Annotated in this window: 14 protein-coding genes, 1 tRNA gene and 1 pseudogene; 11 read left to right on the top strand and 5 right to left on the bottom strand. The window is 30.9% G+C overall.

What is annotated here, in order from left to right:
- Nucleotides 1-32 precede the first annotated feature (32 nt).
- From B0A75_RS20795 to B0A75_RS12945, 9 genes and pseudogenes are all read left to right on the top strand, one after another.
- Nucleotides 33-146: pseudogene (locus B0A75_RS20795) on the top strand (phage integrase SAM-like domain-containing protein); the annotation flags it as partial.
- Between the two features lie 132 nt (nucleotides 147-278).
- A complete protein-coding gene (locus B0A75_RS12980) occupies nucleotides 279-773 on the top strand; it encodes a site-specific integrase (RefSeq protein ID WP_262490105.1) in 495 nt (164 codons plus the stop codon).
- A 202-nt stretch (nucleotides 774-975) separates the two neighbouring features.
- Nucleotides 976-1,272 carry a helix-turn-helix domain-containing protein gene (locus B0A75_RS12975; RefSeq protein WP_208861268.1) on the top strand — a complete coding sequence of 99 codons (297 nt, stop codon included), beginning with the start codon at nucleotides 976-978 and terminating at the stop codon, nucleotides 1,270-1,272.
- A complete protein-coding gene (locus tag B0A75_RS12970) occupies nucleotides 1,262-1,474 on the top strand; it encodes a hypothetical protein (protein WP_089054700.1) in 213 nt (70 codons plus the stop codon). The genes B0A75_RS12975 and B0A75_RS12970 overlap by 11 nt, the downstream gene beginning before the upstream one ends.
- A gap of 99 nt (nucleotides 1,475-1,573) precedes the next feature.
- Nucleotides 1,574-2,428, top strand: a complete 855-nt coding sequence (locus tag B0A75_RS12965) for a rolling circle replication-associated protein (protein ID WP_089054699.1) — start codon at nucleotides 1,574-1,576, stop codon at nucleotides 2,426-2,428.
- A gap of 11 nt (nucleotides 2,429-2,439) precedes the next feature.
- Nucleotides 2,440-2,748 carry a hypothetical protein gene (locus tag B0A75_RS12960; protein ID WP_089054698.1) on the top strand — a complete coding sequence of 103 codons (309 nt, stop codon included), beginning with the start codon at nucleotides 2,440-2,442 and terminating at the stop codon, nucleotides 2,746-2,748.
- Nucleotides 2,749-2,840: 92 nt separating this feature from the next.
- Nucleotides 2,841-3,674: a phosphoribosyltransferase-like protein gene (locus tag B0A75_RS12955; protein ID WP_089054697.1), complete on the top strand. Its 834-nt coding sequence runs from the start codon at nucleotides 2,841-2,843 to the stop codon at nucleotides 3,672-3,674.
- Between the two features lie 3 nt (nucleotides 3,675-3,677).
- Nucleotides 3,678-3,992, top strand: coding sequence for a hypothetical protein (locus B0A75_RS12950; RefSeq protein WP_089054696.1), 315 nt, complete (start codon nucleotides 3,678-3,680; stop codon nucleotides 3,990-3,992).
- A 192-nt stretch (nucleotides 3,993-4,184) separates the two neighbouring features.
- Entirely contained in the window at nucleotides 4,185-5,225 is a 1,041-nt protein-coding gene (locus B0A75_RS12945) for a reverse transcriptase domain-containing protein (protein ID WP_089054695.1), read from the top strand.
- Between the two features lie 137 nt (nucleotides 5,226-5,362).
- Here the strand turns inward: B0A75_RS12945 and B0A75_RS12940 are convergent.
- The 4 genes from B0A75_RS12940 to B0A75_RS12925 form a co-directional block, all read right to left on the bottom strand.
- Nucleotides 5,363-5,436 (bottom strand) — tRNA-Ile (locus B0A75_RS12940).
- Between the two features lie 147 nt (nucleotides 5,437-5,583).
- Nucleotides 5,584-5,988: a methylmalonyl-CoA epimerase gene (mce, locus tag B0A75_RS12935; RefSeq protein ID WP_089054694.1), complete on the bottom strand. Its 405-nt coding sequence runs from the start codon at nucleotides 5,986-5,988 to the stop codon at nucleotides 5,584-5,586.
- Nucleotide 5,989: 1 nt separating this feature from the next.
- Nucleotides 5,990-8,353, bottom strand: a complete 2,364-nt coding sequence (locus B0A75_RS12930; RefSeq protein ID WP_089054693.1) for a hypothetical protein — start codon at nucleotides 8,351-8,353, stop codon at nucleotides 5,990-5,992.
- Nucleotides 8,313-9,293 (bottom strand): hypothetical protein, encoded by a 981-nt coding sequence (locus B0A75_RS12925; protein WP_244284395.1) that lies wholly within the window; start codon nucleotides 9,291-9,293, stop codon nucleotides 8,313-8,315. Before B0A75_RS12925 ends, B0A75_RS12930 begins: the two co-directional genes overlap by 41 nt.
- Nucleotides 9,294-9,489: 196 nt before the next feature.
- Between B0A75_RS12925 and B0A75_RS12920 the strand changes: the two genes are divergently transcribed.
- Together B0A75_RS12920 and B0A75_RS12915 are read left to right on the top strand one after the other, a co-directional pair.
- Nucleotides 9,490-11,178, top strand: coding sequence for an Ig-like domain-containing protein (locus tag B0A75_RS12920; protein ID WP_089054691.1), 1,689 nt, complete (start codon nucleotides 9,490-9,492; stop codon nucleotides 11,176-11,178).
- 23 nt (nucleotides 11,179-11,201) lie between these two features.
- Nucleotides 11,202-11,636: a cytochrome c oxidase assembly factor Coa1 family protein gene (locus tag B0A75_RS12915; RefSeq protein ID WP_089054690.1), complete on the top strand. Its 435-nt coding sequence runs from the start codon at nucleotides 11,202-11,204 to the stop codon at nucleotides 11,634-11,636.
- Nucleotides 11,637-11,650: 14 nt separating this feature from the next.
- On the opposite strand, the gene B0A75_RS12910 is transcribed toward B0A75_RS12915, so the two are convergent.
- Complete coding sequence (locus tag B0A75_RS12910) at nucleotides 11,651-12,421, bottom strand: nitrilase family protein (protein ID WP_089054689.1); 771 nt, start codon at nucleotides 12,419-12,421, stop codon at nucleotides 11,651-11,653.
- Nucleotides 12,422-12,623: the final 202 nt, after the last annotated feature.

The raw sequence follows: 12,623 nt of genomic DNA, 5'->3' as shown, positions 1-12,623 counted from the left end.
CAAATTGACCGGTTTTTCCATTTTATAATCACTATACGGCATTTCTTGCGCAAGAACATAAATTGTCTGCTAATACCGTTGGCAAACATATCAAGACTATAAAGTCTTTTATGAATGAAGCAACTGAAAGAGGCATAAACGAAAATCTAGAATTTCGAAAAAAGAAGTTCAAAACTATTCGTGAAGAAGCTGACACGGTTTATCTAAGTATTAAAGAACTTCAACAATTTGAAAAACTAAATCTATCAGCAACACCGAGATTAGACAAAGTAAGAGATTTGTTTTTGATTGGATGCTATACTGGCTTAAGGTTTTCTGACTTTACACAAATACAACCCGAAAACATAAATAGTGATAATACAATGCTTTTTATTAGAACACTAAAAACTAGTGAACGTGTTGCTATTCCATTACACAAAACAGTTAGAAAGATTTTGAAGAAATACAAAAACAAACTTCCTGTAGCGTACACAAATCAAGTAATGAATAATTATTTGAAAGATGTTGCAAGTTTAGCAAAAATCAAAGAGCTAGTCGAAACTACAATAACTCGAGGAGGAAAAGTAGAAAAATCTGTATTACCAAAATTCAAACTTATCTCAACCCATACTGCCCGAAGAAGTTTTGCAACAAATTTATATATTGCAGATATTCCCGCAATTTCAATAATGAAAATTACAGGACATAAAACTGAGCGTTCTTTTATGCAATATATTAGAATTACTCAGGAGCAAAATGCAGATAAACTATTAACTCATCCATTTTTCAACTAAATCAAATTAATTGAAAATCAACCAATTAAACACAACAAAAGTACTAAAAGGTGCTAAAAAGTGCCAAAAAGCGTCAAAAAGCGTCAAAAAGTGGTAAAAAGCAGTAAAAAGCGCCAAAAAGCGGTAAATTAAGAAACACGCATTTAACCAAAACATTTCTTTGCGTTATTAAAAACTTAAATAAAGTAAAATAATGACAAAAATGATGTTTACCACAATCGAGCTTCCTGAGCTTAAAAAAATTGTAGAAGAAGCAATTTTAAATCAGTTAAAACATTTTATTCCTGTTGTTGAACAAAAGAACCCGCAACTACTTACAAGAAAACAAACTGCTGATTTTCTTTGCATCTCATTACCCACACTTCACGACTGGACTAAAACAGGAATTATTCAAGCACATCGAATAGGAAATCGTGTGCTTTATAAATTTGAAGAAATCAATAATTCTCTAAGTCAAATCAACACTTCAACAATGAAAGGAGGTCGTTATGGAAACTAAGAAAAATGACTATTCTGTTATTGTCTTTTTTGAAAACGAGCCAAAACCTAAAAAATGGAATTACGTTCATAAACTGAATGGTTTTTCAATGTTTCTAAATAAAGAGCATTCTAATTGGGCGTATATGAATATCTACGAACGCAGAACAGGCAAATATTTGAAGCGTTTTCATAAAGGCAATTTTATACCTCCGTTTATCTAACCTCATTTTTTTTTAACCTTTAAAAATAACAACCTTTAATTAATAACTTTTAATAATAAACCTTTTAATGGTTTTAATTAATGTACAACGATTCAGATTATGATAGTCAAAAATACATACGGAACAAGTGTTGCTTTTTCACTTCGAGAATTTGGCGTAATACCTAAAGAAGAATTTACAGGCTCGGCATTACAACGTAAAAAACAACCACCAAAAGAAAAAACTGAGAAAGAAGCAACAACAAGCAAACCCAAAATAGAAAAGAAAAAAGAAATTAAACTTCGCTTTTTATCAAAACGCTCAAAGCAAAAAATTAGAAAGAAGCTCATTTGCTTTGCAAGATGTCATAAAAAACTAAGTTTCGTAACGCTCACATTCTTAAACAAAGTTACAGACGAACAGGCAGTAAACATATTACGCAAGTTCATCGACAACGTAAAAAAGCGAAGCGTAAATTTTCAATATCTGTGGGTCGCAGAACGACAAACAAAAAACGACATGTTCAAAGGAAATATTCACTTTCACATGATTACCAACAAATATTGGAAAATCGAAAAATGGTGGAATTACTGGCTTGACTTGCAAAAGAAAAACGGAGTAATTCCGAGAGATGAGAATTACAAACCGTCTTCCGCTTTTGATGTTCGAGAATTGAATTCAAATAACATCAGATCTATTGCTTCTTACGTGACAAAATACGTCACCAAGAACAATGATAAATTCAAATGCCAAGTTTGGAATTGCTCAAGGCAAGTTTCAGAACTCTACACTGATTTTTATACAGATTCGAGTTATGTAGATGAATTTAAAAAATTAGATGCTGTATTGAAAGAATTTGAAGTAAAAGACCATAGCAATAGACTTATTATAAATGTAAAAATGATAAACCTAAATAGACAAACATTGCCACTCTACAAAAGATTGGACGATAAAAACAAAGCAATAACTAACTAAATACAAAAATCATGACTCAAAACAATATAAAACTTAAAGAATTACCAAGAGATACAAAATTTGCAACACTTAACTCAGACAATGAAGATATAATTCTTGGAGAATATTTAATAGCGACTTTAATTCACAATGGAACTTCATTCAACCAGCTTTTAGAATCTGCCAATGAAATTGAGAATAAAAGAGAAAGAGACGATGTGAAAAACATTATTATAAATATAGTTTTGGACTTTATTAATCTTAATCCTAAATATATTTATTTAATAAATGACAATGATGGGGCAAGTGAATTTTTAAATTCTATTGGTTTAAACCCGTAGAAAAAAATAAAATCTTATGTTTGTTATAAATTAATCCGATACGCTTTACAAAATCGTAATTTTTGTAAAGCAGACAATAACCAAAAAAAATTATGAACAGTAATACATTTGCGAGATTATACTCCATCTTTAGTACCAAAAGATGGCATGACAAGGAAACTCACGAAATAGTATTCACTAATTTATGTCATTTACTAGGCAACCTAAATGATGACCAGCAAAATTTCCTACTTGATTTAATCGAAAGATATACCTGGCTATCATTTAGTGAATATCAATCAAAGCTTATTCAAATTTTTAACAACATTCCTAGTGGAGAAATAGATACTTTAAAAAAAATTATTTTATTTCCCATTATGAATCCTAACGACGAAGATAAAACTAAAAGTGGACACGGAATGCTTTTGCTTTTAAGAGGCTTAATAGGATTTCTAACTAAATATAGTCATCTCAAGTTTAAAGAGATGGAAGCATTTGAAGACCTAGAACATCCTACTTTCAACTTAGCTACAAATGAGCAAATTTACCTTCTAGATGATTTTTTAGGTTCGGGGGACACAATCAAATCAACGATAGATAAAATATTAACAAACCCAAACATTACAATTGATAAAATAAAAGTAATTACTATTGCCTCTCACAAGCAAGCTATTAATTACATGGATGGAATTGGAATACAATATTACACTGATATCATCACTGCAAAAGGCATTACTGAATATTACACAACCCCCGAGTTAGAGGAGAAGATTTTACTTATGAATGAAATAGAAAAATTACTTCCAACAAAAAAATATAACTTTGGGTACGGAAAATCGGAGGGATTAATTACTCTCTATAGAACTCCAAATAATACTTTTCCAATTTTTTGGCATGATTACGAAAAAAAACAACAAAAATTCAAAGCACCATTCCCAAGATATTAAATTATGGAAAACGAAAATTTTTATATTTTTCTAGATATTATTTTTAAAAACGGTTCAATACAAAGACTTGCAAGAAAAGGAGTTGACTATATTGAAATTGCAAATTTCACAAAAAAAGCTATTGAAGAAAATCTTATAGAAAACCTAGCCCAGAAAATAGCTCTTACAGAAAAGGGAATTGAATTGCATAATCTTTTAGAAAAAAATTACAAAAAAATCAAAAAGGATGAATGGATAGAAAAAGACAAAAAAAGTCAAATTGCCAAATTAGAAAAAAATACTATATTTGTTCCAAGACAAGATGAATTAACTTTCTGAGTTAGCACTAAGATAAATAGTTTGTGTTAATGTAAATTAACACCGGAGCCGTGATGTCACTGTTCTGTAATTGAATGCTTTTTCAAGCCATAAAATTTTAAAGCTTCTCCGCAGAGCTCCTAAGCTTTAAAATTTTTATTCATATTTGAGTGTTGGATTTTTACATCCAACACTCAATTAAAGACAAAAGAAATGGATTTTGACCAATACAAAACAGAGTTCGCAACACTGGCTTCATCTGTAGGCTACACAGAACAAAACATCCAAAAATGTCTCAAGTATGCCAAACCACTTTTAGACAAAAAACTACCTGTTATCTACAACACTTCAAATCTATCAAACTTAGTAGGTTATAAAAAAGAATACTTAAAAAAAGCTGTTAGGTATACATCTTCATACTACAGAGACTTTGAAATCACAAAAAACAACGGTGGTAAAAGGAAAATTTCCGAGCCCTTACCTAGTCTTAAAGAAATTCAAATATGGATTTTAGACAACATATTATCACAGATAGAAATTAGCCCATATGCTAAAGCTTACAGACAAAACGTTACACTAATAGAAAACTTAAAATTTCATAAAAATCAACCAAAAGTTTTCACGATAGATTTAGAAAATTTCTTTACAACAATTAAACAGGATTCCATTCAAAAAATCTTCGGCGAAATGGGTTATTCTAGACTGATTTCAAATCTTTTGTCAAAATTGTGTACTAGAGATGACTCTTTGCCACAAGGAGCTCCAACTAGTCCATACTTATCTAATATTTTTTTTAAGTCCTTAGATATTGAAATTACAAAATATTGCAATGAAAACAAAATTAGATACACTAGATATGCAGACGACTTAAGTTTTTCAGGAGATTTTGACGAGAAAATACTATTAGAATTTGTCACGGAAAAAATAACTAAAGCAAAATTAGTTATTAACCCTGACAAAGTTAAATTAATGAAAAAAAACACTAGACAAATAGTTACTGGTATAGTTGTAAATGAAAAAATGCAAGTTGTTTTCCATAAAAGAAACAAAATACGTCAAGACATGTTTTATATAAAAAAATATGGGCTTGTGAACCACATGGAACATTTAAAAATTAAAAAAAATAATTACCTAGAACATTTAATTGGTAAAATTAATTTCATTCTGCATATAAATCCTAATGATAAAGAATTTATTGATTATAAATCATTTTTGAATGATCTCAAAAATAAAGTAAATAAAACAAACGCCTAAAATAAAAGCCTTGTTTGTAAACATATTTGATTAAGAAATACTGAATACAATATAATTCATTCATCCCCTCATTCGTCCCCTAGAAAAAAGAAAGCCTTACAAACGCAATGTTTATAAGGCTTTTTAAGTATTCTCTGTGGTCCCACCTGGGCTCGAACCAGGGACCACCTGATTATGAGTCAGGTGCTCTAACCAGCTGAGCTATAGGACCGGTTTAGAGGATGCAATATTACTACTATTTTTCATTCACTCCAAATATTTTAAGACATGATTTGCATTTAATTTTAATTCAAAGCCCATGTTTTAAAAACAAGATTGATTTTCAAGACATTATTGAGAATAAAAAAAGCATCTTTTTTTATCTAATTTCCTGACAAAGCTCAACCAAAACACCATTTGTATTCTTTGGATGCAAAAAAACCACCAATTTATTATCGGCACCTTTCTTCGGAACTTCATTTATCAATACGAAACCTTCTTCTTTTAGACGTGAAATCTCGGCATGAATATCTTCAACATCAAAAGCGATGTGATGAATTCCTTCACCTTTTTTTTCTAAAAATTTCGCAATCGGACTTTCTGGATTTGTCGCCATCAAAAGTTCAATTTTGTTTGTTCCAGTTTGAAAGAAAGAGGTCAAAACGCCTTCACTTTCTACCGTTTCTTCTTTGTACGACGGAACGCCCAATAGTTTCTCGAACAATACATTTGCATCGTCCATATTTTTTACGGCAATTCCAATATGTTCTATTTTATTTACCATCTTATTTTAATTGAGTTACATAAGTATTAAAATAACCACATTCTGCAATTACATCCTGATAATATTTAGTATCCGAATATTCTTTTTGCAGTGTTTTAAATCCATTCCAAGCGATAAAATTCACTTTATCATCATTAGCATCCCACCAATATCTAACACTATTGTATTTTGTATTATAATATTCGTTTCGTTCGCATTTCGAGATTAAATACACACATTTTGCTTTCTGCTCCTTTGTAGATGCAGCCTGTAATGCTTTTTGATAGTACATTTTAGAAACACTGCAATCTGTAATCATCTTTTTCATAGAATCTCTAAAAGAATATGGACTTGAACCGTAACCTACAATACTAATTTCGTAAAAAGTTCTTCCGTTTCCAAAATGCGAAATATTATAAAATGCATTTCCTAACAATAAACTATTCGTGTAAACATCTTCGTTTTTAGCCAGTTTATCCTGCATTTCTTTTATTGTATTCAAGAAATCCAATTGTGTATACTTTCTTTTTTGATAAGCGGCGTGATCGCAATCGTGGCAGTCTTTTATACTTCCGTTAAACGGATTTCCTAAAAATTTAGAGTTTTGAACTGAATCTGTCTGCTTTAAAAATTCAATTGCTTCTGGAATTTTGTTTTTGAAAGTTGCTTGAACCGCCTGAAAGTTATTAATATCTTTTAATTTCAAACTATAAATTCCCGCACCAATATTCTCAATTTCAGTTTTATTAGACTTAGACAAAAACGTTTTTATTCCTTGTAAATTCTTCTCGTCATCATAAAAAGCATTTCCATCATTCCAATAACTGTAACGAGATTCGCCAAAAATCTCAGCTAAAACTAGATTTCCTTTTTCTCTATAAAGCGTAGACAAATAACTTCTGCTCCATGAAGAAGCATTTTGATAACGAAATTCTTGTCCTTTATAGTTTTTTGGGAGTTCGTAATACAACCAATTCAAATCGGCTAGAATTGTTTTTTCGTTTTTATCCGTCAGTTTATCAATTTTGCTTAAGTTATTTACAAAACGCAATAAACGAAGCTGCATTCCTGCCAATTCCGTTTTAGGAAGCGTTTTTACTGCTTTATCAAAATTCTTATCCGCATTTGCATAATCTCCTTTTAAAGTCTGTAAATACCCAAGCGACAAATCCCATAAATAAGGTCTGTCTGTATTTCCTGCCACCGAAATTTTAGCAATTAAATCCAGCGCTTTTTTATCCACCTTAATCTGATTCTCTGTTTTATTTTCTGCAACAGTCAGTTTTTTTACAGGCTGGTTTTCTCCGCCATCCTTCTGAAACGAATTATTTATAGACTGTTCAAGTCCGTTTACCAATCTAGTCGCTAGATAATTTAAATGTTCACTTTTTGGATCTAATTCGTAAATTTTCTCGATTGCCTGTTTTTCATCTTTATAATAGCCGTGAATAGCCCAAAGTGCCGCTTTCTCTTTATTAGTCTTTGCCATTGTCAGCGCTTTATTCCAGTCTGTTTCATTTTTTGGAGCAAAACTATAGGCTGTTACGACTCTTAATTCAGGACATTTATCAAAAACCTGCGCATACAAATAGTTCGAAATCGCATATTTACCTTGTTTATGATTGATTCCGGCAACGTATGAAAGCGCGCGATAATACAACGTGTTTTTAGGAACTGAGCTTTCTGTTTTATTAAAAAACTCAATCGCTTTTTGTTTATTATTACTGTAAAAACGAGCTTTCATGGTAAGAAACCAATATCTGTTTTTTAAAAACGGATCAGACAAAGTATTGTAAACATTCTCGATTGACTGAATCATTTTAGCATCATTGAACGTTTTAGCCACAACGGGATCGTAACTCCAATGATCTTCACTAATTGAAACGGTTTCTATTTTTTGTGCCAAATACAAAAACTCAACAAAGTTTTTTACTTTTTCATCTTTCAATGGCATCTTTTTTCCCCATTTTAAAGACGAAGCATTTTCTTTTTTGGCTTTATAATACACATGAAGATCTGTGATTTCTTCCTTATTCTTAATCTTATTTTTATTATCTGAATAATAATTTGGCTTCTTATCACCAATTAAAAAATAATTTACTGTCGTAGTATCTATTTTTCCTTTAAGATAAGCTGCCCAATCTGATTTTATGTCTTTATTGAAACGGGAATTATGCTGGGTATCAAAACCAATTCCGTAGAAAATACCGCCCGACAAAAAAAGCGGCGAATAGGATTTATCTGCAAAAGTTTCTGGAGTAAAATTGGAGTTATAAGCACCAAAATAATCCCAATCACCATCTGCGCAAGCATAAATTATTCCATATGCAAAAAGGAAAACCGCACTAAAACCAAGAAATAACTTGCTTAAAAATATTCTTCTCATAATTGTTTAAATTGAATTCGTCTAAATCGTAAAATATAATTTCTTTTGGAGACTGCGCTTTATTATCGTCTAAATCTTCAGCCATTTCTTTTAAATCTTCGGGAGAAATTGTCTCTGTTTTCAACAGATCATTTTCTTCGTAGTAAACACCGTTTTTGTAATTAGATTGTTTTACTCTAAAAAGTATAGAACTAATCTGTTCGAAGTTTTTATCTTTTTTGAGTTCGCTTATATTCAATTTCGAACGCAAACCTAAAACTTTTTGATTCCTGATATGAATTGCCCACGAATAAATAGGAAGTGCAAAATCGAGATGCAGCGGATATTTCTTTAAACTTTTAAGATATTTCTCAGAGATTTTTCGACTGTAAATAGAGTTTAATGAATCTGGCGCTATACTTCCCATATTATAAAACATCAAAACACCGTTATCAACATTCGGAATTTTAGTTTTCTTAAAGTATTTCACTTGATGAAGTCTGATTGTGGCCGAGAGTTTTTTCTTTGAAAGCTTTTTTACCTGCTCAATAAACTTCAGATAATTGTCTTTGCTGTTTAATGTCCAATCGCAGTCAATTTGAATTTCGGTACAATTAATTTTATTCTTGCTGTTGATTTCGGTAATTAAATGGATGGTCTTTTTTGCAAGATCTTCAACATCTAAATACTTCTCAAGCATTACTTTATTTTGGATAAAAACAACTGGAACAATTTCAAATTCCTGCACATTTTCATAAAAATGAACTGGACTTACGGGAAATGGCTTTTGAGTTTGAGGATCAAGTCCGATGTCAAAATATCGAACATAAAGTTTATGAACCTCATTGTCTTTGAGAGCGGTTCTTTCTGTTTCAGAAAATTTTAGATTGGTTTTCCAATAATAAAAAGAAATTATCGGCTGCTCATTTTTGCTGCACGCAGTCAGAAAAAGAAGTAACAAAACCCAAAAAAATCTTTTAACCAAAACGAAGTGATATTATATTTAAGATCAAAAGTAAGAAATTATCTAGTATCAGAGGTTTTAAATTCTAAAAAATGCGAAAATATCTACGATGCGAAATCCTAATAAATGGCCAAAAAATTTCAATTAAAGCAAATATAATTGTTATTTTGTGCAATCAAATTTAAAAACCGCTATGTTTAAAAGCAAACTCAAATATATTTCATTTTTACTGGTATTATTAATGGTGAGCTGCGCCAAAAGAGGCAATATTACTGGCGGATTAAAGGATACTCTAGCTCCTATTTTAATATCCAGCACTCCTAAAAACTTAACTACAGATTTTCAGGGAAACGAGATTACATTGGTATTTGACGAGTATGTTAAATTAAAAAACCTCAACAAACAGCTTATTATTTCTCCTCCAATGAAATATGAGCCGCAGATTACGCCTGTTGGTGTGAGTAAATTTTTAAAGATAAAACTTAGAGATACTTTACAGCCCAATACTACTTACAGCTTAAATTTTGGACAAAGTATTACTGATAATAACGAAGGAAATCCGCTGAACCAGTTTAAATACATTTTTTCAACCGGCGCTTATATTGATTCGCTTACTCTTGGCGGAAAAATTAAAGATGCTTATGCAAAAAATGTAGATAATTTTGTTTCTGTGATGCTTTATGAAGCAAACGACAAATACAAAGATTCTGTTATTTACAAAGAATTTCCGCGATACATTACCAATACTTTAGACAGTATGAGAACTTTTAAATTTGAAAATTTAAAAGCTGGAAAATACTTATTAGTTGCTCTAAAAGATAAAGGAAGCAATAATAAATTTAATCCAAAAGATGATAAAATTGGATTTATAAAACATTTTATTACAGTACCAAATGATACTATTTTTGAGTTAGAATTATTTAAGGAAACATTGCCATTAAAGGCTTTTAAACCAATTCAAGCTTCAGGAAACAGACTGCTTCTTCCGTATGAAGGAACACAGAATTTTAAAAATTCAAAGCCAAAAATTGTACTTAAAAACAATGGACAGATTCTGGAAACTATAGTAACACAATTTCCTAAAAAAGATTCGCTGCAAGTTTGGTACAAACCTTTAAAAGCTGATTCCTTGTCGTTGGAAGTGAGTAATGACAAGTACAATAAAAAATTCACTTTTAAGGTTAAGGATCAGAAAAAAGACACTTTAAATATTAAAGCGGTTCAAAACGGTGTGCTTAATTTTAGAGAAAAATTTACGTTAGAAACTGAAACTCCACTCGTAAAATTTGACAAAACAAAAATTAGACTAGTCAATAAAGATTCGACTGCAATTGATTTTACTACAGAATACGACGAGTTTGAACAGAAACTATACGTTGATTTCAAGAAAGAGCCTTTGCAAAAATATAATTTTACATTTTTCCCGGGCGCATTAACTGATTTCTATGACAAAACAAACGATACGTTATCGTATAAGTTAACCACAAAGGAATTTGAAGATTACGGCAATCTGGTTTTGAATTTGCAAAACGTAAAACGCTTTCCTATAATTGTTGAAATTACCAATAAAAAAGGCGATAATGTATATGCTTCTGAATATTCTGAAGGCAATACAAAAATTGAATTCAACTTACTGCTTCCAGAAGAATTTACGGTTCGAGTTATCTACGATGATAATAAAAACAAGATGTACGACACGGGTAGTTTCTTAAACAAAACGTATGCTGAAGAAGTGTTTTATTATCAAAAAGGTGTAGATGTTCGATCGAATTGGGATGTTGATCAATCTATCGATTTAAATATTCCTTATAATCCTGAAGTCGAGAAAAAAGACGATGATTTAAAGAGAAAGAAGGAAGAGAAAAAACGGAAAGCTTTTTAATTCTTAATTCAATCGGATAAAAAATGAATAATGAATTAATCGAAAGTAAAAACTGGTTTCAATCAAACTGGAAATGGATTATTCCTTTAGTTCTTTCATTGGTTCTAATCTCTGGCTATTTACTCTCCAGCTCTGACGAAAACATAATGGATTTTGCTCAGGCGTATAATGATACTGCATTGTATGAAAAGGCAATAGAAAAAGCCAATTCAAACAAAAGAGTTTTAGAAACTGTTGGAGAAATTCAGCCAATCGACAAATTAGCAATTCTAGAAGGTAACACGATTTATACGGACAACAATACTTCGGTTGTATTATCGATCAGAATTAAAGGCACAAAAAGCAAGGGAAAATTAGATATTACGGCTAAAAAAATGGGTTCAGAATGGAATTATAAAAAGATTCTTGTTCGCTGTAAAAATCCAAAAGAAGAAATTAGGGTTGTAGATTCCAATTAAAAACAGCCCTTTCCTTAATCAAGATTGATTTTAAAACTGTCTTTATCGTTTAAAAAAGCAAACTTTTTTCGAGCTTCCAGCATTGCATTTTTATCTAGTTCAAGAATAAAAACATCTTCTGATTCCTGCGGTTCTAAAATATAATTCCCTAAAAAATCAATTACTTGCGAATGCCCAATATGCTCAAAATTATTGGCATCAAGCCCAATTCTGTTCACTCCAACCACATAACTTAAATTTTCGATGGCACGTGCTTTAAGCAAAGTGTCCCACGCATTTGTGCGTACTTTTGGCCAATTGGCAACATACAAAAGCAAATCATAATTCTCGACATTTCGAACAAACACTGGAAATCTCAAATCATAACAAACCTGCAGACAAATTTTCCATCCAAGGTAATCCACAATTACTTTTTGAGTTCCTGCTGTATAAAATTCATCTTCACCAGCTAACGTAAACAAATGTCGTTTGTCGTAAAACTGAATTTCACCTGACGGAAAAACAAACAGCATTCGGTTATAATACTTTTCATTTTCAACAATAACCAAACTTCCCACAACTGCACTGCTTTTTGCTTTCGCCACAGCTTTCATCCACAATACAGTTTCTCCCTGCATCGTTTCGGCAACTGCAGAAGGATTCATTGTAAAACCAGTCGAAAACATTTCTGGAAGAACAATAAGATTTACTTCAGAATCGAGCGAATTTATTTTCGCTTCAAAGCGTTTTCTATTTTCAGAAGCATTTTCCCAATAAAGATCGGATTGAATTAGTGCTGTTTTCATATCTCAAAAATACGAATTTTCAGCTAAAAAAGATTTCCTTCTAAAAAAGTCTTCGTTGCAAAATTTTCTCAAACAGCCTTTTAAAACTGCACTTTTTTTGGAAAACAAAAATACATCAGGAAAAAAATATGCAAAAAAAATGCATTTCTTGCAAAAAAAATGCAAATGTGAAAAATAAATATATATATTTGATCGCCAATAA

Origin of the sequence: Flavobacterium oncorhynchi (genome assembly GCF_002217355.1) — a bacterium.
Taxonomy (GTDB): domain Bacteria; phylum Bacteroidota; class Bacteroidia; order Flavobacteriales; family Flavobacteriaceae; genus Flavobacterium; species Flavobacterium oncorhynchi.
Note: the sequence above shows the minus strand (reverse complement) of the source record. Positions and strands in the feature narration are given on the sequence as shown.

Bases quoted from the DNA above. Each gene is read 5' to 3' on its own strand.
- B0A75_RS12975 (WP_208861268.1), top strand. From the start codon at position 976: ATGATGTTTACCACAATCGAGCTTCCTGAGCTTAAAAAAATTGTAGAA.
- B0A75_RS12970 (WP_089054700.1), top strand. From the start codon at position 1,262: ATGGAAACTAAGAAAAATGACTATTCTGTTATTGTCTTTTTTGAAAAC.
- B0A75_RS12965 (WP_089054699.1), top strand. From the start codon at position 1,574: ATGATAGTCAAAAATACATACGGAACAAGTGTTGCTTTTTCACTTCGA.
- B0A75_RS12960 (WP_089054698.1), top strand. From the start codon at position 2,440: ATGACTCAAAACAATATAAAACTTAAAGAATTACCAAGAGATACAAAA.
- B0A75_RS12955 (WP_089054697.1), top strand. From the start codon at position 2,841: ATGAACAGTAATACATTTGCGAGATTATACTCCATCTTTAGTACCAAA.
- B0A75_RS12950 (WP_089054696.1), top strand. From the start codon at position 3,678: ATGGAAAACGAAAATTTTTATATTTTTCTAGATATTATTTTTAAAAAC.
- B0A75_RS12945 (WP_089054695.1), top strand. From the start codon at position 4,185: ATGGATTTTGACCAATACAAAACAGAGTTCGCAACACTGGCTTCATCT.
- mce (WP_089054694.1), bottom strand. From the start codon at position 5,988: ATGGTAAATAAAATAGAACATATTGGAATTGCCGTAAAAAATATGGAC.
- B0A75_RS12930 (WP_089054693.1), bottom strand. From the start codon at position 8,353: ATGAGAAGAATATTTTTAAGCAAGTTATTTCTTGGTTTTAGTGCGGTT.
- B0A75_RS12920 (WP_089054691.1), top strand. From the start codon at position 9,490: ATGTTTAAAAGCAAACTCAAATATATTTCATTTTTACTGGTATTATTA.
- B0A75_RS12915 (WP_089054690.1), top strand. From the start codon at position 11,202: ATGAATAATGAATTAATCGAAAGTAAAAACTGGTTTCAATCAAACTGG.
- B0A75_RS12910 (WP_089054689.1), bottom strand. From the start codon at position 12,421: ATGAAAACAGCACTAATTCAATCCGATCTTTATTGGGAAAATGCTTCT.